This window comes from Actinoplanes sp. NPDC048988 (assembly GCF_043197815.1).
Classification (GTDB): Bacteria; Actinomycetota; Actinomycetes; order Mycobacteriales; family Micromonosporaceae; genus Actinoplanes.
Window position 1 is genome coordinate 1 of sequence record NZ_JBICTW010000002.1, and the last position, 22,094, is coordinate 22,094.

Here is a 22,094-nt window from a genome sequence, read left to right on the forward strand (position 1 = left end):
GCCGGTCGCCCTCTCAGGCCGGCTACCCGTCGTCGCCTTGGTAGGCCATCACCCCACCAACAAGCTGATAGGCCGCGAGCCCATCCCAAACCGAAAAACTTTCCACCCTCACACCATGCAGTGAAGAGTCATATTCGGTATTAGCCCCCGTTTCCGAGGGTTATCCCAAAGTCTGGGGCAGGTTACTCACGTGTTACTCACCCGTTCGCCGCTCGAGTACCCCGAAGGGCCTTTCCGCTCGACTTGCATGTGTTAAGCACGCCGCCAGCGTTCGTCCTGAGCCAGGATCAAACTCTCCAACAAAATCTTTGGAAAAGCGTCCCGGCAACAAAAAGTGTTGCCAAAGGAATCTCCCACCGACTCTCCGCAAAGAGAAGCCGGCCGGGGTATTACTTAATTGGCACTGGCTTATCAAGCACCCTGTTGAGTTCTCAAAGAACAACCGCATCCGGCTAACCGCTCCGGAGCAACCGCTCAAACTTACCTGGTCGGCGTCGCGAGCGCAAGATCTAGGATCTCGTTCGCACCGCCCAAGTTTTCCCCACGCTTCGAACCCCGCCGCCAAGCGGGTGACTCGTGAAGGTGGCCCACAGACCGGCCGACTCGATCGCTCAGCGACCTGTCCGCCCGGCTCCTGTCCGGCCCGGTAACTCTACCCGGTCGTTCTCATCGGCGCAAGTTGCCCTGTTCCGATCTCGCCCGGCCGCATTGTCCGGCTCATCACCGAAGTGCTGAGCCAGCTTACCGCGTACCCCCAGGTCCTTGGGTTTGGCCCGTCGCTTTCGCTCCGTTCCGTCCCGGTTTCCCGTGGGCAGAGAGAAAGTTACGCGACCGGACGCCGCGCATGCAAATCGACCCCCGTGCCCACTGCTCCGCCGAGACCGCCCAAAGGAGCCTCCGACCGTGAAAGAGTGGGCTCATGGGTGCTTCCGCGACGCTGGCAGCCGACGCTCTGACCGACATGATGCTCCCGTTCTGGCAGTTCGTGATCGGCACGCTTGTGCTGGTCACGGTCATCTTGTCCGTACGCAAGCTGGTTATGAGAGGCCCCTCGCGGATGGGCGGCGCCATGCTCATGGCCGGCGGGGCCGTAATCGGGCTGACAGTGTTCGGTTACTTAGTGCAGCTCCTGTGACCCCGGCAACATCAACTCAGAGCCGGCGGTTGGCCAGGCTCGGAAGCTCCTGCCGAATGCGCTCGAGCCGGTCCAGGTCGAGGTCGGCACTCACGACAGTCACCTCGTCGGGCGCCTGAACGACAACGGTCCCCCACGGGTCGACGATCATGCTCCGCCCGAAACACGTACGGCCCGGCTCGTGATCCCCGATCTGTCCCGCCGCCACCACGTAGCACTGGTTCTCGATCGCGCGAGCCCGCAGCAGAACCTCCCAGTGATCCCGTCCGGTGTGCGCCATGAACGCCGCCGGCACCACCAGGATCCGCGCCTCTCCCTCGACCGCGAGCCGCCGGTAGAGCTCGGGGAACCTCAGGTCGTAACAGATGGACAGGCCCGTCCGTACGCCGGCGATCTCCGCGACCACGGTCTCGTCCCCCGGCGCCACCGACCGGGACTCCTGATAGGAGACCCGTCCAGCGATCTCCACGTCGTACAGGTGAATCTTGCGATAGCGAGCCGCAAGCTCGCCCGAGGGCGAGAAGACCAGAGAGGTGTTGTACGTACGGCTCGCGTCCGGCCCGCTCTCATGGAACGACCCCGCGTGGACCCACATCCCCAGCTCCCGGGCCGCCCGAGCGAAGAAGGCGGCGAACTCGCCGTCGACGCCCTCGGGCTTGGGCGCGCCGTCCCCGAGGCCCAGGTAGTCCACGTACTCCGGCAGCACTGCCAGCTGAGCCCCACCCGCGGCCGCTCGTTCGAGCAGGTCCCGGGCCGTGGCCAGGTTCTTCTCCCGATCGTCCCGGGCATTCAGCTGACACACCGCAACGCGCATGACCTCAGCCTACGAGCGCCGGGAACCCACACCCAAGGCTTATTGGGTACGTGATGAGCACCGCGCCTCATCCGCGGTAAGCGGATCGTCCTCCTCGAAGCGTCCTACCAAGTGAAGGGGCAAGTCGGCTCAGGAAGGGGAGGTGCCATGACCGGTACGCCGGGCGCGGTCGAGAAGGCGCACGTAAAAGCGGCGGTGAGCGGGGGCGAACCTGGTCCAGACACGACGTCCGAGGCCGCTGTCGTAACGGACGAGCATCGCGTGGGTGACCCGGCCGGGCTCGGCTCGCAGCACCAGACGGGCGCTGACGCCCGCGGTCGCCCGCACGGCCAGCACGATCGCCTCGGGGTCGCTGCGCCGGATCCGCCAGCCCAGCACCTGACCGGGCGCCTTCAGCGGGGCCAGGCCGACGCCGAGGAACCTCCAGGCGGCGAGCATCTTGGCCCGGTCTCCCCGGGACGCCCCTTCCAGGATCCGTCTGGCCCACGCCTCCGCGCTCAGGCTCTCCCCCGTCGGGAACCCGAACCCCTCCCGGTAGTCGACCGGCTCCAGGCCGGCCAGCACGACGGTCTCGGCGCTGACTTCCGCTTCGGTGACGGCTCCATCGTCCACGCGCGCTCCTCACACGATGCCGCTACCTTGGGCGGCGCATACCCGACCACAGCACGCACGTGCCCGATTCGACGGGCTGACGCAGCGCCGACCCGACGAGACCAGTCCGAAACAAAACGACCAGACCGGACCGAGCTGAGCCGAGCTGGACCGGCTGGGCCGGCTGGCCAAGCTGAGCTGGGCTGGACCGAGCCAGGCCGAGCCGGGCAGCCGAGCCGGGCCGGGGCCCGGAGGCGAAGGGCTGGGGCCGGACGACCACGGGCGGGCCGAAACCGACGGGGGCCGAGTAGCGACGTCAGGGGCGAGCTGGAACCTCAGAGGGCGGGGGCTTTGGGTCAGGCCGAGGGCTGGGCCAGGCGCGCCTTCATGGACTCGGCCAGGGCCAGGGTGGCGGACAGGGGGCGGACCATGACGGTCAGCTCGGCTATCCGGCCGTCGGGGGTCTGGTGGATGAAGTCGCAGCCCTCGAGTTCGCGGTCGCCTATGCGGGCGCTGAAGACGAGGGCGTGGTCGAGGGCGCCGGGGGTGCTGATCTCGCGGGTGTAGCGGAAGTCTTCGAAGACCTGGACCACGGCGCGCAGGATCTCGGCGACAGCGGCGCGGCCCACGTAAGGCTTGTGAACCACGGGGCTGTGGAATACGACGTCGTCGTCCAGGAGGGCGATGGCGGCGGCGATGTCGCCCGATTCCACGGCGGCGCGGAAGGGATGGACTGCGGTCACGAGAGGGCCCCTATACTCAACAAGTTGAATAGGTGGGCATGACGCTAGCCCGGCCACGGGAGGCTGTCCAGATGTCGTTGCGACATGCGGTGCTGGCGGCGCTGTCGCGGGGCGAGGCGTCGGGTTACGAGCTGGCCAAGCGCTTCGATGTGGCGGTCGCGGACTTCTGGTCGGCCACACCCCAGCAGCTCTATCGCGACCTGGAGCGACTCGAGCGCGACGGGCTGGTGGAGGCGCGCGTGGTCGAGCAGAGCCGCCGCCCGACCAAGCGGGTCTTCACGCTGACCGAGGCCGGGCGCCGGGCCCTGCGGGAGTTCGTCCGGGAGCCGGCCCGGCCCGCTGCCATCCGCGATGAGTTTCTGGTCAAGTTGCAGGCGGCCGGCCCGGGCGACGCCGGCGCGCTCATCGTCGCCTCCGAAGCGCGCCTCGCGCGGTCGCGGGAGAAGCTCGCGCGCTACGAACGGCTGCTGGCCGAGAACGGCGACGAACCGGGGCCGTATCTGACGCTCATGGCCGGGATCATGTACGAGCAGCAGAACATCCGCTGGACCGAGCTGGTGCTGCAGCGGCTGCGCGACGAGGAAGGTGCGGCGTGACACGGCGGGTTGAGATTGAGCAAGCGGTTCCGGGGCTGCGGGAGTACGCGCGGGACGCCACCCGGCTGCGGCCGGTGCCGGGTGAGCCGGGAGTGGCCGAGAGCTCGGTGGGTGGGCCTCTGCTGTGGCCGGCCGACGAGGCGTGGCCGCTGTGCACCGATGGCGACCACTACCTCGATCGGCTCCTGACGGTCGAGACGGTGTGGCGGCAGCGGCGGATCTACGCGGCGGCGGAGGCGCGGGCGGCGGCCACGGGGAAGCCGTATGAGGTGACCGACGCCGAGCGGGCCGAGCTGCCGGGAAACGACTACTCGGAACCGCATGCGGCGGCACGTCAGGCGATCGCGTTCGTGCCGGTGGCTCAGCTGTATCGGCGGGACGTGCCGGGGATCGACTGGCCGGCGGGTGCGGACCTTCTCCAGGTGTTGTGGTGTCCGCTCGATCACGAGTCGACGGGATACAACCCGCGCGTGGAGCTTCGGTGGCGGCGGGCCGCCGACGTCGGGGCGACGCTCGAGAGCGTGCCGCAGCCGGCGGTCGTCAACGAGGACTATCTGGTCACCCCCTGTGTGGTGCGGCCCGAGGTGGTCCGGGAGCACGAGTACGACGGGCTGCTGCCGGACAGGCTGCGGAAACAGGCCGAGCGGTGGGCTGCGCGGCGCGGGCTCGACTACGACGACGATCTGTCGGTGGCGCCCGGGTGGAAGGTCGGCGGGTACGCCAGCTGGGCACTGAGCGACTGGCACGCGGTGGACTGCGTGGCGTGCGGCAGCCCGATGAAGCTGTTGATCACCGCGGCGTCCAGCGAGGACGACGGCGCTCCCCGGACCCCCACGGACGTGGTCATCGGGCGGGGCTATTCGCTGTACGTCTTCGTGTGCCCCCAGGACGCCCGCCACCCGGTCGGCACAGCCATGCAGTGAGCCACCCCGCCCGCCGAGCCACAGCCAGAGCGATCACAAGGCGAACGGCTGGGGTGCTGAAGCACGGTCGGGGCCAGGCGCGGGGTGAGGCGACGGGCCCGCCCGGCGGGCGGGCGCGGAGGGCGAGTGGCTACGGCCCGGCCGCTGCGGGCGGTGGTGATTTCTTGCGGTTGGGGTGGTTGTGCGCCCGTACAGAAAAACCGCCGTCTCTCGTGAGGAGAGACGGCGGCATTCGGTGAGTGTCAGGCCGACTTTTCCTCGCGCTCGCGGCGGCGGCGGCCGACGAACTCGCGCGGGACGATCGTGGGGTTGACGTTCTCGAGGACCACCTCGCGGGTGATGACCACGCGGGCGGCGTCCGGGTTGCTCGGGACCTCGTACATCACGGAGAGCAGGACCTCTTCCATGATGGCGCGCAGGCCCCGGGCGCCGGTGCCGCGGAGCATGGCCTGGTCGGCGATGGCCTCGAGGGCGCCCTGGTCGAACTCCAGCTCGACGCCGTCGAGCTCGAACAGGCGCTGGTACTGCTTCACGTAGGCGTTGCGCGGCTCGGTCAGGATCTTGATGAGCGCCTCGCGGTCGAGGTTGCGCACCGTGGTGATGACCGGCAGACGGCCGATGAACTCGGGGATCAGGCCGAATTTCAGCATGTCCTCGGGCATGACCTTGCTGAAGATGTCGTCGGTCTTGCGCTCGGAGATCGAGCGCAGGTTGGCGCCGAAGCCGACGCCGCCGTGGCCGACGCGGGACTCGATGATGCGGTCCAGACCGGCGAAGGCGCCGCCCACGATGAACAGCACGTTCGTCGTGTCGATCTGGATGAACTCCTGGTGGGGGTGCTTGCGGCCACCCTGCGGCGGCACGTTGGCCACCGTACCCTCAAGGATCTTGAGGAGGGCCTGTTGGACGCCCTCACCGGAGACGTCGCGGGTGATCGACGGGTTCTCGCTCTTGCGGGCGATCTTGTCGACCTCGTCGATGTAGATGATGCCCTGCTCGGCGCGCTTCACGTCGTAGTCGGCGGCCTGGATGAGCTTGAGCAGGATGTTCTCGACATCCTCACCGACATAACCCGCTTCGGTCAGCGCCGTGGCGTCGGCGATCGCGAACGGGACGTTGAGCATCCGCGCGAGCGTCTGGGCCAGGTGCGTCTTGCCGCAGCCGGTGGGGCCGATGAGCATGATGTTGGACTTGGCCACCTCGACGTCGCTGCCCCCGCCGGGGGCCCCGCTCGACTCGGCCTGAATCCGCTTGTAGTGGTTGTAGACGGCCACGGACAGGGCCTTCTTGGCCTGCTCCTGACCCACCACGTACTGGTCGAGGAACTGGCAGATCTCCATCGGCTTGGGAAGCTCTTCCCACTTCACCTCGCCGGTTTCGGCCAGCTCTTCCTCGATGATCTCGTTGCAGAGGTCGATGCACTCGTCGCAGATATAGACCCCGGGGCCCGCGATGAGCTTCTTGACCTGCTTCTGGCTCTTCCCACAGAAGGAGCACTTCAGTAGGTCGCCGCCGTCGCCGATCCGTGCCACCTACGTACTCCTTGTGCTCATCGGCCGACTGCTGCCGGCCCGGAACCGAGGTCGAATCGCCCCGTTGCCTTCTCATCGTCTGCCGAACCGCGTAACTGAGGCTGCATGCTCGACGTTACCCGCAAAGGGGCCGTTCTCCGACCCCCCAAAACGGGCGTGTCAGGGGTCGGCCAGTCTAACTCGGGCCGGCCGGCCCCTGACGATACGCTTCTCTCAGCTGCCGCTGCCGACGGCCTGGAGGGTCTTCTTGCGGCTGACCAGGACGGTGTCGACGATGCCGTACTCCTTGGCCTCGGCCGCCGTCATGATCTTGTCGCGGTCGACGTCCTTGCGGACCTGCTCCACCGTACGGCCGGTGTGGCGAGAGATCATCTCCTCCATCTGCGACCGCATGCGGAGGATCTCGCGAGCCTGGATCTCGATGTCCGAGCCCTGGCCGTAACCACCCTCGGTGGCCGGCTGGTGGATCAGCACCCGGGAGTGCGGCAGCGCGAGACGCTTGCCCGGGGTGCCACCGGCGAGCAGCACGGCCGCGGCGCTGGCGGCCTGGCCGAGGCAGACCGTCGAGATGTCCGGACGCACGTACTGCATGGTGTCGTAGATCGCCGTCATGGCGGTGAAGGAGCCACCGGGCGAGTTGATGTACATCGTGATGTCACGGTCCGGGTCGGAGCTCTCCAGCGTCAGCAGCTGGGCCATCACGTCGTTCGCCGACGCGTCGTCCACCTGCACGCCGAGGAAGATGATCCGGTCCTCGAACATCTTGTTGTACGGGTTCGTCTCCTTCATCATCCCGTTCGAAGAACGCTCGATGAAGGACGGCAGCACGTAGCGGTTGGTCACCGGCGCGAACCCGCGAGGCGTCGTCAGGTCAGTCATAGTTCCGCTCCTCAGTTCAGCGTTCCGGCGCCCTCGGGAACCTGAGTGGCCCCGGTGATCACCTGGTCGATGAAGCCGTAGTTCTTGGCCTCCTCCGCCGTGAACCAGCGGTCACGGTCGGAGTCGCGCTCGATCTGCTCCTGGGTCTGGCCCGTGTGGAAGGCGACCCGCTCCTGGAACATGCGCTTGGTGTAAAGCATCTGCTCGGCCTGAATGGCGATGTCGGCGGCCGTGCCGCCCATGCCGCCCGAGGGCTGGTGCATCATGATCCGCGCGTGCGGCAGCGAGTAACGCTTGCCGGGAGCGCCGGCGCAGAGCAGCAGCTGCCCCATCGACGCGGCCATGCCCATCGCGACGGTCGAGACGTCGTTGTCGATGAACTGCATCGTGTCGTAGATCGCCATACCCGAGTAGACCGAGCCACCGGGCGAGTTGATCCACAGGTTGATGTCGCGCTCGGGATCCTCTGCGGAAAGCAGCAGCAGCTGCGCGCAGATGCGGTTGGCCACCGAGTCGGTCACCTCGCTGCCGAGGAAGATGATGCGCTCACGCAGCAGGCGGTTGTAGACCGAGTCGTCGAGGTTGCCACTGATTGAGTCACCGCGCAGCAGGGGGCTCGCGGGGAGGTGAAGATCGGTCATGGCAGCCCTTCAACAGCTAGCCGGCAGGTTGTCCGTCGTACGCCCAACCTAACCGGTGGAATGGGCAACGGCTTCCCGCTCGGGCAGGTGTTCGCTGACAGCGCACGCGCCCGGGAAAAAGCAGAGAGCCGCCACCCCAGGGGTGGCGGCTCCCGCCGTACAAAATCAGTGGTTGTGGCCCTCGTGGCCGTGCTCCTCGTCCGAGGCGGCCCGCAGATCGTCGAGCGTGAGGACGTTGCCCTCGGCGTCCTTCATCTCGACCTGCTCCATCACCGAGGCCAGCGCCTTGCCGCGGCGCACGTCGCCGAACACGGCGGCCGCCGCGCCCGACTGGACCAGCTGGTCGTAGTACTGCTGCGGCTGCATCTGGGCGCGCTGCGCCCGGTGCACGATCTCGTGACCGAACTCGTCGTCGGAGACCTGCACGTCCTCCGCGTCGGCGATGGTGTCGAGCAGCAGCTGGATCCGGACGCCCTCCTGGGCCGCCTCGGTCAGCTCCTGGTCGATCTGCTCCTCGGTCTTGTCCTCGGAGGTGAGGTAGTCCTGCAGGGTCGCGCCGATCCGCTCCAGCTGGTCGGTCATCGCCTGCTTACGGCCCTCGACCTCGTCCTTGACGACACCCTCGGGAGCGGGGATCTCGGCCGCCTCGACGAGCTGCTTGAGCGCCTCGTCGCGAGCCGCGTAGATCTGCTCGACCTTCTTGACCTTGGTCAGCCGCTCACGCAGGTCGTTCTTCAGCTCGTCGAGCGTGTCGAACTCGCTCGCCAGCTGGGCGAACTCGTCGTCGATCTCGGGGAGCTGCTTGTCCTTGACGCTGCGAACGGTCACGGCCACCTGCGCGTCCCGGCCGGCGAAGTCGCCGCCCACGAGCTGAGTGGTGAACGTGGCGTCCTCACCGGCCGACATGCCCACGAGCACCTCGTCGAGACCCGGAAGCAGCTGCTTGCTGCCGACCTCGTGCGAGATGTTGGTGGCCGAGCCGCCCGGCACCTCCTCGCCGTCGACGGTGGCGTTCAGGTCGAGCTGCACGTAGTCGCCCTCGGCGGCCGGGCGCTCCACGGTCTTGAGGGTGGCGAAGCGCTCACGCAGGCCGTTGATCTGCTCGTCGATCTCGTTGTCGCCGATCTCGACGGCCGGGACCTCCACCTTGATGGTGGACAGATCCGGCACCGCGATCTCGGGCCGCACATCCACCTCGGCGGTGAACTTCAGCGGCTCGTTGTCGGCGAACTCGGTGATCTCGACCTCGGGCCGGCCCAGGGTCTTGACGTCGTGCTCACGCACGGCGGCCAGGATCTGCTGCGGGATGGCTTCCTGAACCGCCTCGTTCAGGACCGCGCCACGCCCGACACGCTGGTCGATGACCGCTGCCGGGATCTTGCCGCGACGGAAGCCCGGCACCTGCACCTGCGCGCCGATCTCCCGGTACGCCTTCTGCAGGCTCGGCTTGAGCTCGTCGAACGGCACCTCGATAGCGAGCTTCACCCTCGTCGGGCTCAGAGTCTCGACGGTGCTCTTCACAGGCGTACTCCTTGTTGCTGCCGATAGTTGATGTCAGTCGGGGTGGCGGGATTTGAACCCACGGCCCCTCGCTCCCAAAGCGAGTGCGCTACCAAGCTGCGCCACACCCCGTGGCGTCGGCCAGTGTATGCGGTCCGCTTCCCCATGCGTGCGCTGGAGTCACCTCAGGCACCTATCCGGTTCGCAAAGCCCGGAGATGACCCAGTAAGCTATGCGAGCGGACCCCGTCCAGACGGGGACGTTGCGGGCGTAGCTCAATGGTAGAGCCTCAGTCTTCCAAACTGATTACGCGAGTTCGATTCTCGTCGCCCGCTCTCCTTTGGGACCCTCATGTCCGCGGAGTGCGCGGACGGTGGCGGATCGCCATACCTGCCTGGGGGCCGAGCCCCCAGACCCCCACGGTGCGGACCGGTTGCGGGTGGTGCGTGGCTGAGGTTCGGGGCTGGTGGTACGTGGGTGGCGGTTCGCCCATCCTCCTTTGGGATCCTCATGTCCGCGGAGTGTGCGGACGGTGGCGGATCGCCATGCCTGCCTGGGGGCCGAGCCCCTCGGACGCCCACGGGTGGACCGGTTGCGGGTGGTGCGTGGCTGAGGTTCGGGGCTGGTGGTACGAGGGTGGCGGTTCGCCCGCCCTCCTTTGGGATCCTCATGTCCGCGGAGTGTGCGGACGGTGGCGGATCGCCATACCTGCCCGGGGGCCGAGCCCTCGGACGCCCACGGGGTGGACCGGTTGCGGGTGGTGCGTGGCTGAGGGGTCGGGGCTGGCTGTACGTGGGGTGGCGGTTCGTCGGGAGCGGCGTTGTCTGCGGGCGATGCGTGGCGGCGGGGTGGGCGCCGCGGGTGAGGTTCGGGGCTTGGTTGGGCGGTGGGTGATCCTTGGGCTACGGGCCCCTACCAAAGTAGCTTTTGGGCGGTCGACTGGGCTCTCTACCGTGAAGTCATGGCTGGCCCTGAGCCCTCTGTGATGTGGATACGGCCGCCCCGGTGGCGGGTGGATCGGCGGTTCGTGCTGTGGCGGACGCTGCAGGCGCTGTTCTGGGGTGTCGGGGTTCTGGAGATTCTCGGCGCCGTCTTCTGGTGGGTCGAAGGGAGCCGGGGCTGGCTCGGGCCGGTGCTGGTGGGGCTCGCCGTGGTGTACGCGGTGAACGTGGCGGTCATGCCGGGGTGGCGTTATCGGGTGCATCGGTGGGAGACGACCGATGACGCGGTGTACGCGCTCGAGGGGTGGCTCACCAAGAAGTGGCAGATCGTGCCGCTGTCGCGGATACAGAGCATCGACACCGAGGCGGGGCCGCTGCAGCAGGTGCTCGGGATCGCGACGATCAAGGTGACCACGGCGTCGAGCGAAGGCAAGATCTCGATCGAGGGGCTTGACGTACGCGTGGCGCGGGAGACCGTGGAGCGGCTGCGTGAAGTCACGGCGGCCACGCCGGGGGACGCGACGTGAGCGGCGACGGGTGGCGGCGGCTCAGCGTCCGGGTCGTGTACATGGATCTGATCCGGGCGGCGATCTCGTGTGGGGTCGGCTATCTGGGGGCTGTCGCCTTCAACGACGGCGGGCCGGTGTGGGCGCTCGTCGCCGGGTCGGTGGCCGGCTTCCTCGGCGCGTTGTCCGACCTCGTGCGGTGGCTGACCACGCGCTACCGGGTCACCTCCACCGCAGTGGAGATGCGCAGCGGGTGGGCGGCCAAGCGGCACCGGACGGTGGCGCGGGATCGGATCCGTACCGTGGACAGCTCGGCCAAGCTCGTGCCCCGGCTGTTCCGGCTGCGGGTGGTGCACATCGGGTCGGGTGAGCAGGCGTCGTCGTTCACGCTGAACGCCCTGGACAGCGGGCACGCGGCCCGGCTGCGCCGCGAGTTGCTGCCGAGCGAGCCGGTGAGCGCGGAGGAACCCGCCGCCGGGAACGCGCTCGCGCGGCTGAGATGGCAGTGGGTGCCGCTCAACATGGTCTCCGCGTGGGGGCCGATCGTGGTGGCCGGTCCGCTCTTCGCCCTGTACTGGTTCCTGCGGCCGTTCGGCGTCGACCTGGTGAGCGTGGGGCGGGACGCGCTGGGCTGGGACTCGCGGAGCCTGACGGCGAATCTCCTCCTGTGCGCGGTCATCGTCTACCCGCTGGGGGTGGCCGCCTCGGCGGCCGCCTTCCTCGCCGAGAACTGGGGATTCGAGCTCGCCCGGGAGGGCGACGCCCTGGTGACTCGGCGGGGCCTGTTCACCACCCACACCCTGCAGCGCGACGACCGGCGGATGCGCGGGCTGGCCTTCAGGGAACCCCTCGCCTGGCGCTGGCTGCGCCTGACCGAGACCAGCGTCGTCACCACCGGGCTGCGGCAGACGGCCGACGCTCCGTCCGGCGCCCTGCTGCCCCGGCTGCGGATGGCCGAAGCCCGCGAGATCGCCGCCCAACTGCTGCCGGACGGGCGCCGGCCGCTGGAGGCCGAGCTGCTGCCGCACCCCCTGGGCGCACTGCGGAGGCGGCTCGGCTGGGCCGTCGGCGGACCCGTACTGGCCTCCATCGTCTTGCTGTTCTTCGAAGGCTGGTTCTGGCCGCTGGCCCTGCTGCCGATCACGCTGGCGCTGGCCGTGGTGGCCTATCGGTCGCTGGGACATGCCCTGGACGGGCCTTATCTGGTGGTACGGCGTGGGGCGCTCAGCCGGAACACGGTCGCCCTGCGGCGCGGCGCGGTGATCGGCTGGACGTTGCGGCAGTCGCTTCCGCAGCGCTGGGGCGGCCGGATGACCGTCGGCATCGCCACCGCGGCCGGCGAACGCCACTACGAGGCACCGGACATGAGCGTGGAGCAGGCGCTGGCCTTCGTCAGTGGGGCCACGCCCGAGCTGGCGGCGCGGTTCATCGACCGCACAGAAGAGGGCGGGCGGGGCGCAGCGCCGGGCCGCCACCCAGCGCTGCGCGTCTGCACCCGTTCCGACGTGCGGGCGTCAACGTAACGGAATACTTCGACGCAGGTCTATGAAGAGAACATTAAGCCTTGACATGTGACCTATTGGTCTCATAACTTTGCGTCATGGCCGACGACGACCTGGTGTTCAAGGCACTGGCCGACCCGAGCCGGCGCTTCCTGCTCGACCTGCTCTTCGCGCGTGACGGCCGCACGCTCACCGAGCTCGAGTCCGAGCTGGCGATGACGCGCTTCGGGGTCGCCAAACACCTGAAAGTCCTGGAGGAGGCGGGTCTCGTCGTCACGCGCCGCTCGGGACGGGAGAAGCTGCACTTCCTCAATCCCGTACCGATCCGGCAGATCCACGACCGCTGGATCGACAAATTCACGGAGCGTCACGTCACCGCACTTCTCGATCTCAAGAACGCGCTGGAGGAAGAGTCATGACCACCGAGACCACCCAGGTGTACCGCGTCTGGATCAAGGCGAGCCCGGAGCGGATCTGGGCCGCCATCACCGATCCCGAGTGGACCTCGCGGTACGCGTACGCGGCGCCCGTGGACTACGAGCTCAAGCCCGGTGGCGCCTACCGGGCCCACGCCACCCAGGAGATGAAGGACTTCGGGAAGGCCAACGGCTTCGAGGTGCCCGACGTCATCGTGGACGGCGAGGTGATCGAGGCCGATCCGCCGCGCCGGCTCGTGCAGACCTGGCGCATGTTGATGGACCCGGGCACGGCGGCCGAGCCGTTCACCACGATCACGTACGAGATCGAGGAGGCCAAGATGCAGCCGGGCGTCCACAAGCTGACGCTCACCCACGAGGTCACCAACGCGCCGAGGACGGCCGCCATGGTCGCCGGCACCGAGGACGACGGCGCGGGCGGCGGCTGGGCGTGGATCCTCAGCGACCTCAAGACGCTGGTCGAGACCGGCTCCAGCCTCGCCGGACGATAGCCGGCAGGACGAAAGCCGGCAGGACGAAAGCCGGCAGGACGAAAGCCGGCAGGGCGAAAGCTGGCGGGCGAAAGCTGGCAGATGGTGCACGATCCGGCCGGGCTCCGAAGCGCCACACGGAGCCCGGCCGGGGCTAACCTCCCGCAGTGACCCTTCTCTGGATCGCTCTCATCGTGATCGGCATCGTCATGATCGCCGCAGCCGTGTGGCCCAGTGTCCGCCCCGGCCGCGCTCGCGACCATGACCGGCACGACCGGACGTGACGGGCGGCTGGCAGACTCGTCGGCGTGACCGAGGGTGAGCTTCAGACGTACAGCCTCGTGGAGCTCGCCGTCGACCGGCTGCGCCGGGAGATTCTGAGCGGCCGGACCGATCCCGGCGAGCGCCTGGTCGAGGAGCAGCTGACCCGCCGGCTCGGCATCAGCCGGGCGCCGCTGCGCGAGGCCATGCGCTTGCTCGCGCAGCAAGGCCTGGTCGAGCACATCCCCCGCCGCGGGGCCCGGGTGGCCACGCTCTCCGACGACGACGTGCGCGAGCTCTACGAGGTGCGCGACGTGCTGGAGCGGCACGCCGTGGCCTCGATGCCGGCCGCTCCTGACCTGACCGCGCTGCGAGCCGCCCTCGGCGCCATGCGCGAGGCGACCGAGGCCGGCGACCGGCTGGAGCTGGCCAACGCCCACCGGCGTTTTCACACCGAGGTGGTCGCGCTGGGCGGCAACCGCCAGCTCGCCGACCTCTACAGCTCGGTTCTGGTCCGCATCCAGCTCTACATGGCGGTCAACATGCGCCGGGAGGCCGAGGCGGCTCGGGCCGCCGACGGCGTACGGCGCCACGAACGCCTGTTCGCCGCCGTCGAGCGCGGCGACGCCGAGGGCATCGCCGCGGCCCTGAGCGATCATGGCGCGCGCACCTACCTGACGTAGCGAAATCGGCTCGTTACAAAGCTGGATCGGCACGGAAACGGAATTGTCGACAATCGACGATGTGGAGGCACATGCGAGCGTCGATGAATTCCTGTCCCACCGAAGATCACCGGGCGTCTGGATCAGCACCTTCAGCGCCGCCGAGCTGCACGCACAGGCCGATCGGGTCGATCCGCGACAACCGCTGGCCGGGCTGACCTTCGCGGTCAAGGACAACATCGACGTGGCCGGGCTGCCGACCACCGCCGCCTGCCCCGAGTTCGCGTACGAGCCGGAACGCAGCGCGCCGGTCGTCCAGCGCCTGGTCGACGCCGGGGCGATCGTCGTCGGCAAGACCAACCTCGACCAGTTCGCGACCGGGCTGACCGGCTGCCGCTCCCCCTACGGCACCCCCGAAAGCGTCTTCGGCGGCGGGCTCATCGCGGGCGGGTCCAGCTCGGGCTCGGCCGTCGCGGTCGCGGACGGATCGGTCTCGTTCGCCCTCGGCACCGACACCGCGGGCTCGGGGCGCGTGCCGGCCGCGCTCAACGGGATCATCGGCGTCAAACCCACCCGCGGCCTGCTCAGCACGCTCGGCGTCGTGCCGGCCTGCCGCTCACTGGACTGCGTGTCGGTCTTCGCCCCGGCGGTGGCGGCGGCCCGCCGCGTCTTCCGGGCCGCTCGGGGACGCGTACCCCGGGACCCCTGGGGTTCGGAGGGTGACCGGCCGCTGCTGGCGGAACCGAGGATCGGGATCGCCGACGGGCTGGATTTCTTCTCCGACGCCGGGCAGGAGAAAGCGTACGGGCGGATCGGCGGTGACGCCGTCGTGGACGTCGCGCCGCTGCTGGAGGCCGGTGACCTGCTCTATCGCGGTCCGTGGGTCGCCGAGCGGCTGGCCGACCTCGACGGTCACCTGGAGAAGATGCTGCCGGTCACGCGGCAGGTGCTGGAGGCCGGGTACGCCTTCACCGCCGCCGACGCCTTCCGGTCCCAGCACCGCCTGCGGGAGCTGAAGGCCGAGGCCGAGCGGATGTGGGAACGGATCGACGTGCTCGTGCTGCCGACGATCGGCACGACCTACACCCAGGCCGAGATCACCCAGGACCCGATCGGCCGCAACCTCGACCTCGGCCGGTACACGCAGTTCGCCAACCTGCTGGACATGGCCGCGGTGACCGTGCCGAACGGCTTCACCGAGGACGGGCGGCCGGCGTCGCTCACCCTGTTCGGCCCGGCGTTCAGCGACGAGACGCTCCTGCTGGCAGCAAGCGGTCTCCCGAAGGATGACGTGATGACGCTGGCCGTCGCCGGGCTGCATCTCAGCGGCGAGCCGCGTAACGGCGAGTTGGTCGACCGCGGCGGGACGCTGCTCGGCGCCGCGCGCACCGCACCCTGCTACCGGCTCCACCACCTGCCGTCGGGAGCGCCCGGCCTGGTCCGCGTCGCCGAGGGCGGCGAGGCGATCGAGGTGGAGCTGTGGCAGCTGCCGGCGGCCACCGTCGGCAGCCTCCTGGCCGGCATCGCCGCGCCGCTGTCGCTGGGCCGGCTCGCGCTGGGCGACGGCACCGAGGTCACCGGGTTCCTGTGCGAGGCGTACGCGGCGCGGGGCGCACCGGACATCACCGCCAGCGGCGGCTGGCGGCATCACCGCTCGAGAGGACCGCACGCATGACGGCACTCATCGGACCTGTGAAAGCGAACCCCTACCTCTGGCCGTACGACGGGTCGGTCCCCGTCACGAGGACGGCCCTCGTCTGCGTCGACTGGCAGACCGACTTCTGCGGGCCGGGCGGCTACGTGGACGCGATGGGATATGACATCGGGCTCACCCGAGCCGGACTGCCGGCCACCGCACGGCTGCTGGCCCACGCCCGCGACCTGGGCATGCTCGTGATTCACACCCGCGAGGGGCACGACCCCGACCTGTCCGACCTGCCGGCCAACAAGCGCTGGCGGTCGGCGCAAATCGGGGCCGAGATCGGCGCGCTCGGCCCGTGCGGCCGGATTCTGATCAAGGGCGAGCCGGGGTGGGAGATCGTGCCCGAGGTGGCGCCGATCGCCGGTGAGGTGATCGTCGACAAGCCGGGCAAGGGCGCCTTCTACGCCACCAACCTCGACCTGGTGCTGCGCACCCACGGCATCACGCATCTGATCCTGACCGGGATCACCACGGACGTCTGCGTGCACACGACGATGCGCGAGGCGAACGACCGCGGTTACGAGTGCCTGATCCTCAGCGACTGCACCGGAGCGACCGACCCGTCCAACCACGCCGCCGCACTGCACATGGTCACCATGCAGGGCGGCGTCTTCGGCTGCGTCGCCACCGCGGACGACGTCATCGCCGCGACGGCCATCCAACCACCCCACCCGCCGCCCTTGAGCGGACTGAAGGCGGTCTGATCATGCCGAGCATCGAGGCCGAACCCGGCCCCTACACGTTTGACACGGACAGCGTCGCGCTGCTGGTCATCGACATGCAGCGGGACTTCCTGCTCCCGGGCGGATTCGGCGAGTCGCTCGGCAACGACGTGTCCCAGCTCAGCCGGACCATCAAGCCCCTCGCGGCGCTGCTGGCCGCGTGGCGCGCCGCGAGTCTTCCGGTCATCCACACCCGCGAGGGCCACTTGCCTGATCTGTCGGACTGTCCTCCGTCCAAGCTCGCCCGTGGGCAGATCGGTCAGCAGGGCGCCTTCGGCCGCATCCTCGTCCGCGGCGAGTACGGGCACGACATCGTCGACGAACTGGCCCCACTCGAGGACGAGATCGTCGTCGACAAGCCCGGCAAAGGCGCCTTCTACGGGACGAACCTGTCCGAGATTCTTGCCGATGTACGCCATCTGATCGTCACCGGAGTCACGACGGAGGTGTGCGTCCACACGACGGTCCGCGAAGCCAACGACCGCGGCTACGACTGCCTCGTCCTGGCCGACTGCGTCGGCTCCTACTTCCCCGAGTTCCAGCGCGCCGGCCTCGAGATGATCGCCGCTCAGGGCGGCATCTTCGGCTGGGTCGCGGAGTCACCGAGTGTCATCACCGCCCTGGAGGAGCAGAGATGAAGACGGCCTACTGGGTTCGCGGCGACACCAACGCCTTCTTCGGCTTCGGCGTCAACGTCCTGGTCAACGTGCTCACCCTCACCGGCCTCTGCATCGGCGTGATCGGGATGCCGGCCTCGGACGTCTTCGGCGTCATCCTGCCCGCGCTCGGCATCGCGCTGGTCGCCGGCAACGTCTACTACACCTACCTGGCCCGGCGGCTCGCCGCCAAAGAGAACCGCACGGACGTCACGGCGCTGCCGTACGGGCCGAGCGTGCCGCACATGTTCATCGTCATCTTCGTGATCATGCTGCCGATCTACCTGACCACGAAGGACCCGGTGGCGGCGTGGACGGCCGGCATCTCGATCACCTTCATCTCGATGAACCCGGCCGGCACCATGTGGAACTACGCGTGGATCGCCCTGCCGGTGTTCGGCCTGCTGCTGATCGGCCTGCTCACCGACGTCAAGCTGCCCTACAACTTTCCGATCGGCCTGGCCGCCCTGCTCGTCGGCACCGCGATCGGCTGGATCGGCGGCGCCATGTCGGTGCCGGACGTGACCGCGGCGGCCAAGGACATCGCGTTCGCCTTCCCGCACCTCAAGGTCGGCCTGTTGCTCGACGGCCTGAAGGACATGGCGCCGCTGCTGGCCACCGCCATCCCGCTCGGCGTCTACAACTTCACCGAGGCGATGACCAACGTCGAGAGCGCCGCCACCGCCGGCGACCGGTACAACCTGCGCAGCGTGCTGCTGGCCGACGGGGCCGGCGCGGTGATCGGCTCCTGCCTCGGCTCGCCGTTCCCGCCCGCCGTCTACGTCGGGCACCCCGGCTGGAAGGCCGCCGGCGGCCGCACCGGATATTCGATGGCGACCGGGGTGGTGATCGCGCTGCTCTGCTTCTTCGGCCTCTTCGGGCTGCTCGGCGCGATCTTCCCGACCGCCGCGATCGTGCCGATCCTGCTCTACATCGGTCTGCTGATCGGCGCCCAGGCGTTCCAGGCGACCCCACGGGCCCACGCGGCGGCGGTGGTCGCGGCGCTCATCCCCAACATCGCGCAGTGGGCGACCGGGCAGATGGACAACGCCCTGGCCGCCGCCGGCACGACAGCGGCTCAGGTCGGCACGGACGCGCTGGCCGGGGCCGGCGTGGTCTACGACGGCCTGAAAACCCTCGGCGAGGGCGCGATCCTGGCCGGTCTCGTGCTCGGCGCCATCGTCGCCTTCATCATCGACAAGCGCTTCTGGCACGCGGCGATCTTCGCGGGCTCGGGCGCGGCGCTCAGCTTCGTCGGCCTCATCCACGCCCCGAAGGTGCAGTGGAACGCCGACGGGCAGGTCACGCTCGGCTACCTGTTCCTGGCCACCGTCTGCGTGATCTTCGCGCTGACCCGGCCGGCGCCCCGGGAACCGGAGCCGGAGGAGACCGTCGAGGTCGCGGAGGCACGCGCATGACGGTTGAGGCCGAGGTCGCCGAGCGGTTCGAGGCGTACGAACGGGCCCTGATCGCCAACGACGTCGAGGCGATGCTGGCCTTCTTCGCGCCGGACGCGGTCCGCTATGGCATCGCCGACCAGCAGGTCGGCCTGGACGAGCAGCGGCGGTGGCGCCGGGTCCAGCCGCCGCTGCCGCCCGGCCGCTATCTGAAGGACACCCTCGTCCAGGCCTTCGGCCCGGACGTCGCGGTGGTCAACACACTCTTCGGCTATCCGGGCCGCGACGTTCTGGGCCGCCAGTCCCAGACCTGGGTACGGACGGAACAGGGCTGGCGGATCGTGGCGGCGCACGTGTCGGAGCCGGCGTGACGGTGGATTACGCAGGGTTTCTCCGGGCATACCGTGCTCGTTCGCTCACGAGCCGAAGGAGAATGCGTTGGACCCGCGCAGCAAGTACCCCGGACCGGAGTACGACGGCGGCGACCTCGAGCCGCCCGGCCTGACCGGGCAGATGCCCCAGCGTCCCGATCACGGCGAGGAGAGCTACAAAGGCTCGGGCCGGCTGAGCGGCCGCAAGGCCGTCATCACCGGCGGTGACTCCGGCATCGGCCGGGCGGTCGCCATCGCGTACGCCCGGGAAGGCGCCGACGTCCTCATCTCCTACCTGCCCGAGGAGGAGGAAGACGCCCGCGAGACCGCCCAGCTGATCGAGAAGGCCGGCCGTACGGCGGTGCTCGTGCCCGGCGACATCCGCGAGGAGTCGCAGTGCCAGGCCATCGTCGACCGCGCCGTGGCCGACCTCGGTGGCCTCGACATCCTGGTCAACAACGCGGCGTACCAGATGGCCCAGCCGGGCGGGATCACCGACATCACCGACGAGCAGTTCGACCGGGTGATGAAGACGAACCTGTACGCCCTGTTCTGGCTGTGCCGGGCGGCCGTGCCGCACATGCCGGCCGGCGCCACGATCATCAACACCGCGTCGATCCAGGCCTACCAGTCGTCCAGCCCGCTGCTCGACTACGCCACCACCAAGGGCGGGATCGTGGCCTTCACCAAGGCGCTGGCCGAGGACCTGGCCGCCAAGGGCATCCGGGTCAACGCGGTGGCGCCCGGCCCGATCTGGACGCCGCTGATCCCGGCCACGATGCCGGAGGAGAAGGTCAAGTCGTTCGGCGGCGACACTCCCCTGGGCCGCGCCGGTCAGCCGGCCGAACTCGCGGCCGCGTACGTCTATTTCGCGAGCCAGGAGTCCAGCTACACCACCGGCGAGGTGCTCGGCGTGACCGGCGGCAAGCCGGTCAGCTGAGGTGGTCGGTGACCCAGTGGTAGGCGGTCATGACCCACTGGGTCTGCTGGAGGAAGGTGACGCCGACACCGGCCAGGAACAGGGCGGTGACCAGGTGGGAGCCGCGTGAGGAGCGCCGGACACGGCCGAACTGGCGCTCCAGCACCAGGTGGCCGACGAGGCGGGCCAGGCAGAACAGGCCGGCCGCGACGGCCAGCGTGACCACGAAGACGATCACCGGGGTGCCGAAGTCGCCGTCGCCGGAGAGCGTCCAGACACCCCAGCAGACGAAGGCGAACAGCACGGCGGCGCTGGTCCACTCGCCGCCCTTGCGCATCTCGCTCCAGCGCCAGCTCAGCGCGGGCCGGTCCGGCGCCTCCAGGCCGGGCCAGCCCGGGTTGGTGTGCTCGGGCTGTGTGTACCGCGGCTGCGGGCTGACCTGCGCCCGGCCCCGGCTGAACGGCGACGCCGCCGCCTCCTCCGGCTTGGCGAAAGGCGCGGTCGGCGGCATCGGCCCGGAATGCGGCGAGGCCGGAGGGCCGGAATGCGGGGCCAGCGGGCCGGAATGCGGGGCCGGCAGGCCGGAATGTGGAATGGGCGGGGCCGGCGGACCCGAATGCGGCGCCGGTGGGCCGGCCACCGGTGTGGTGGGCGCGTCGGCCCACGGGTCCTGCGGCGGCATGTCGAGCGTCCGCTCAGACCACTGCGGTTGCTCAGGCATTCGCTTTCCCCTTCCGATCGGCGGGCCGGGCCGGCGAAATCGGCACCCCCGCCACTCCGAGAGTAGCGAGCCCGCAAATCATTCGCCTTGGTGGCCGCGGTCCGTTACACAAGTGCGCATGGACGATTCCGTACGCCTGCGCGCCGCCACCACCGCGGATCTCCCCGCGATCGCCGATCTGATGGGGCAGGTCTTCCACGAGCACGTCAGCGACGACTTCCGCGAGTGGGAGATGCGGATCACCGAGGCCGAGCGGTCGGTGGTGGCCGACGACGGCGGCCTGGTGGTGGGTCATGCCACCGCGCAGACCCGGGAACTGAGCGTGCCCGGGGCGGTGATCCCGGCCGCCCATGTCACCGGCGTCGGCGTCGCTCCCACCCATCGGCGGCGGGGCCTGCTCAGCGGCATGATGCGCCGCCAGCTCACCGAGATCGCCGAGGCCGGCCGCGAGCCCGTCGCGGTGCTGTGGGCGAGCGAGACGGCCATTTACCCCCGCTTCGGGTACGGGGCGGCCGCCGACCGTCTCCGTCTCGAGGTGGCCAGCCGCGAGGTTCGCATCACCGCCCCGGCCCACCCGGTGCGGCTGCGCATGGTCAAGCCGGGCGAGGCGCGGGCCGAGCTGGCCGCGCTGCACGACCGGCTCCGGTCCGAGCGCCCCGGCTGGTCGAGCCGAGCCGATCACTGGTGGCAGTACCTGCTGCGGGACGGCGACGCCCAGCGCGACGGCGGCACCGGCCGGTACGGCGTGATCGTCGACGGCGACGACGGCCCGGCCGGATACGCCCTGTGGCGGGTCAAGGAGGGCTGGACCAGCTACGGCCCCGACGGCACGGTACACATCGACGAGGTGGTGGCGGCCGACCCGGTCACCTACACCGAGCTGTGGCGCTTCCTGCTCACCATCGACCTGACCCGCAAGGCGACCTACAACTACGGCACCCTCGACGAGCCGCTGCAACACCTGGTCGACGAGCCGCGCCGGCTGGGCCGGCAGTACGCGGACGGCCTGTGGCTGCGCGTGGTCGACGTGCCGGCGGCGCTGGAGGCCCGGCGCTACCTCTTCCCGATCGACGTGGTCCTGGAGATCACCGACCCGGTCGTCGAGGCCAACAACGGCCGGTGGCGCCTGACCACAGACCGGGACAAGGCTTCCTGCGTACGCACTGACGACGCCCCCGACCTCAGCTGCACGATCACCGAGCTCGGCGCGGCCTACCTGGGCGGTACGTCACTGGCCGCGCTGGCCGCCGCGGGCCGCGTGAAGCAGCTGACGGCGAACTTCCCGTCGGCCGCGTTCGGATGGCACCGGCAGCCGGGCGCCCTCGAGGTGTTCTGAGTGCGGCAACCAGCGGTACCGTCGGCGTCATGGGTGAGCCCGAACGCCGACGTCGCCGCGTGCGTCCCCCGCACTCGTCCCCGCCCCCCACTGCGCCCGGGGCCGACGAGACCCCCGAGCCGGCCGGGCGCGGGTCG

Annotated in this window: 23 protein-coding genes, 2 tRNA genes and 1 rRNA gene; 16 read left to right on the forward strand and 10 right to left on the reverse strand. The window is 69.6% G+C overall.

Annotation, left to right across the window (positions count from 1 at the left end; translation table 11 throughout):
- Nucleotides 1-303, reverse strand: a 16S ribosomal RNA gene (locus ACGFJ7_RS07075); the annotation flags it as partial.
- 616 nt (nt 304-919) lie between these two features.
- Here ACGFJ7_RS07075 and ACGFJ7_RS07080 point away from each other — a divergent pair.
- Complete coding sequence (locus ACGFJ7_RS07080; protein ID WP_360243690.1) at nt 920-1,135, forward strand: hypothetical protein; 216 nt, start codon at nt 920-922, stop codon at nt 1,133-1,135.
- Between the two features lie 16 nt (nt 1,136-1,151).
- Here the strand turns inward: ACGFJ7_RS07080 and ACGFJ7_RS07085 are convergent, their stop codons facing one another.
- The 3 genes from ACGFJ7_RS07085 to ACGFJ7_RS07095 form a co-directional block, all read right to left on the reverse strand.
- On the reverse strand, nt 1,152-1,949 hold the full coding sequence (locus ACGFJ7_RS07085; RefSeq protein ID WP_360243693.1) for a carbon-nitrogen hydrolase family protein: 798 nt from the start codon (nt 1,947-1,949) through the stop codon (nt 1,152-1,154).
- A 129-nt stretch (nt 1,950-2,078) separates the two neighbouring features.
- On the reverse strand, nt 2,079-2,561 hold the full coding sequence (locus ACGFJ7_RS07090; protein WP_360243696.1) for a hypothetical protein: 483 nt from the start codon (nt 2,559-2,561) through the stop codon (nt 2,079-2,081).
- A gap of 335 nt (nt 2,562-2,896) precedes the next feature.
- On the reverse strand, nt 2,897-3,283 hold the full coding sequence (locus ACGFJ7_RS07095) for a nuclear transport factor 2 family protein (RefSeq protein WP_392641335.1): 387 nt from the start codon (nt 3,281-3,283) through the stop codon (nt 2,897-2,899).
- A 71-nt stretch (nt 3,284-3,354) separates the two neighbouring features.
- Here ACGFJ7_RS07095 and ACGFJ7_RS07100 point away from each other — a divergent pair, with 71 nt between their 5' ends.
- Both ACGFJ7_RS07100 and ACGFJ7_RS07105 read left to right on the forward strand, forming a co-directional pair.
- A complete protein-coding gene (locus tag ACGFJ7_RS07100; protein WP_392641337.1) occupies nt 3,355-3,879 on the forward strand; it encodes a PadR family transcriptional regulator in 525 nt (174 codons plus the stop codon).
- Nucleotides 3,876-4,802 carry a hypothetical protein gene (locus tag ACGFJ7_RS07105; protein WP_392641339.1) on the forward strand — a complete coding sequence of 309 codons (927 nt, stop codon included), beginning with the start codon at nt 3,876-3,878 and terminating at the stop codon, nt 4,800-4,802. The genes ACGFJ7_RS07100 and ACGFJ7_RS07105 overlap by 4 nt, the downstream gene beginning before the upstream one ends.
- A 242-nt stretch (nt 4,803-5,044) precedes the next feature.
- On the opposite strand, the gene clpX is transcribed toward ACGFJ7_RS07105, so the two are convergent.
- The 5 genes from clpX to ACGFJ7_RS07130 form a co-directional block, all read right to left on the reverse strand.
- Nucleotides 5,045-6,334 carry an ATP-dependent Clp protease ATP-binding subunit ClpX gene (gene clpX / locus ACGFJ7_RS07110; protein ID WP_360243708.1) on the reverse strand — a complete coding sequence of 430 codons (1,290 nt, stop codon included), beginning with the start codon at nt 6,332-6,334 and terminating at the stop codon, nt 5,045-5,047.
- 213 nt (nt 6,335-6,547) lie between these two features.
- Nucleotides 6,548-7,213 carry an ATP-dependent Clp protease proteolytic subunit gene (locus ACGFJ7_RS07115; protein ID WP_360243711.1) on the reverse strand — a complete coding sequence of 222 codons (666 nt, stop codon included), beginning with the start codon at nt 7,211-7,213 and terminating at the stop codon, nt 6,548-6,550.
- Between the two features lie 11 nt (nt 7,214-7,224).
- Entirely contained in the window at nt 7,225-7,854 is a 630-nt protein-coding gene (locus ACGFJ7_RS07120; protein WP_360243714.1) for an ATP-dependent Clp protease proteolytic subunit, read from the reverse strand.
- A gap of 165 nt (nt 7,855-8,019) precedes the next feature.
- Nucleotides 8,020-9,375 carry a trigger factor gene (tig, locus tag ACGFJ7_RS07125; RefSeq protein WP_392641342.1) on the reverse strand — a complete coding sequence of 452 codons (1,356 nt, stop codon included), beginning with the start codon at nt 9,373-9,375 and terminating at the stop codon, nt 8,020-8,022.
- A 37-nt stretch (nt 9,376-9,412) separates the two neighbouring features.
- Nucleotides 9,413-9,486 (reverse strand) — tRNA-Pro (locus tag ACGFJ7_RS07130).
- A 132-nt stretch (nt 9,487-9,618) separates the two neighbouring features.
- Between ACGFJ7_RS07130 and ACGFJ7_RS07135 the strand changes: the two genes are divergently transcribed.
- From ACGFJ7_RS07135 to ACGFJ7_RS07190, 12 genes are all read left to right on the forward strand, one after another.
- Nucleotides 9,619-9,689 (forward strand) — tRNA-Gly (locus tag ACGFJ7_RS07135).
- A gap of 626 nt (nt 9,690-10,315) precedes the next feature.
- Nucleotides 10,316-10,822 carry a PH domain-containing protein gene (locus ACGFJ7_RS07140; protein ID WP_392641344.1) on the forward strand — a complete coding sequence of 169 codons (507 nt, stop codon included), beginning with the start codon at nt 10,316-10,318 and terminating at the stop codon, nt 10,820-10,822.
- Nucleotides 10,819-12,324 (forward strand): PH domain-containing protein, encoded by a 1,506-nt coding sequence (locus ACGFJ7_RS07145; protein WP_360243723.1) that lies wholly within the window; start codon nt 10,819-10,821, stop codon nt 12,322-12,324. The genes ACGFJ7_RS07140 and ACGFJ7_RS07145 overlap by 4 nt, the downstream gene beginning before the upstream one ends.
- Nucleotides 12,325-12,401: 77 nt before the next feature.
- A complete protein-coding gene (locus ACGFJ7_RS07150) occupies nt 12,402-12,722 on the forward strand; it encodes a metalloregulator ArsR/SmtB family transcription factor (protein ID WP_360243726.1) in 321 nt (106 codons plus the stop codon).
- Nucleotides 12,719-13,231 carry an SRPBCC domain-containing protein gene (locus ACGFJ7_RS07155; RefSeq protein WP_360243729.1) on the forward strand — a complete coding sequence of 171 codons (513 nt, stop codon included), beginning with the start codon at nt 12,719-12,721 and terminating at the stop codon, nt 13,229-13,231. Before ACGFJ7_RS07150 ends, ACGFJ7_RS07155 begins: the two co-directional genes overlap by 4 nt.
- Before the next feature lie 287 nt (nt 13,232-13,518).
- Nucleotides 13,519-14,154, forward strand: coding sequence for a GntR family transcriptional regulator (locus ACGFJ7_RS07160; RefSeq protein WP_360243732.1), 636 nt, complete (start codon nt 13,519-13,521; stop codon nt 14,152-14,154).
- A gap of 61 nt (nt 14,155-14,215) precedes the next feature.
- The gene (locus tag ACGFJ7_RS07165) at nt 14,216-15,808 is read left to right on the forward strand and encodes an allophanate hydrolase (protein ID WP_392641347.1); all 1,593 of its coding nucleotides are present in this window, start codon (nt 14,216-14,218) and stop codon (nt 15,806-15,808) included.
- Entirely contained in the window at nt 15,805-16,539 is a 735-nt protein-coding gene (locus ACGFJ7_RS07170; RefSeq protein WP_360243738.1) for an isochorismatase family cysteine hydrolase, read from the forward strand. Before ACGFJ7_RS07165 ends, ACGFJ7_RS07170 begins: the two co-directional genes overlap by 4 nt.
- Nucleotides 16,540-16,541: 2 nt before the next feature.
- Entirely contained in the window at nt 16,542-17,195 is a 654-nt protein-coding gene (locus ACGFJ7_RS07175; protein WP_360243741.1) for a cysteine hydrolase, read from the forward strand.
- Nucleotides 17,192-18,631 carry a regulator gene (locus ACGFJ7_RS07180; RefSeq protein ID WP_392641350.1) on the forward strand — a complete coding sequence of 480 codons (1,440 nt, stop codon included), beginning with the start codon at nt 17,192-17,194 and terminating at the stop codon, nt 18,629-18,631. The genes ACGFJ7_RS07175 and ACGFJ7_RS07180 overlap by 4 nt, the downstream gene beginning before the upstream one ends.
- The gene (locus ACGFJ7_RS07185) at nt 18,628-18,981 is read left to right on the forward strand and encodes an AtzH-like domain-containing protein (RefSeq protein WP_360243747.1); all 354 of its coding nucleotides are present in this window, start codon (nt 18,628-18,630) and stop codon (nt 18,979-18,981) included. Before ACGFJ7_RS07180 ends, ACGFJ7_RS07185 begins: the two co-directional genes overlap by 4 nt.
- Nucleotides 18,982-19,048: 67 nt before the next feature.
- Nucleotides 19,049-19,921 (forward strand): SDR family oxidoreductase, encoded by an 873-nt coding sequence (locus tag ACGFJ7_RS07190; RefSeq protein WP_392641353.1) that lies wholly within the window; start codon nt 19,049-19,051, stop codon nt 19,919-19,921.
- Here ACGFJ7_RS07190 and ACGFJ7_RS07195 read toward each other — a convergent pair.
- Nucleotides 19,914-20,621 carry a DNA-directed RNA polymerase II gene (locus ACGFJ7_RS07195; RefSeq protein ID WP_360243753.1) on the reverse strand — a complete coding sequence of 236 codons (708 nt, stop codon included), beginning with the start codon at nt 20,619-20,621 and terminating at the stop codon, nt 19,914-19,916. The genes ACGFJ7_RS07190 and ACGFJ7_RS07195 overlap by 8 nt on opposite strands.
- A 118-nt stretch (nt 20,622-20,739) precedes the next feature.
- Here ACGFJ7_RS07195 and ACGFJ7_RS07200 point away from each other — a divergent pair, with 118 nt between their 5' ends.
- Nucleotides 20,740-21,957: a GNAT family N-acetyltransferase gene (locus ACGFJ7_RS07200; protein ID WP_360243756.1), complete on the forward strand. Its 1,218-nt coding sequence runs from the start codon at nt 20,740-20,742 to the stop codon at nt 21,955-21,957.
- Nucleotides 21,958-22,094: the final 137 nt, after the last annotated feature.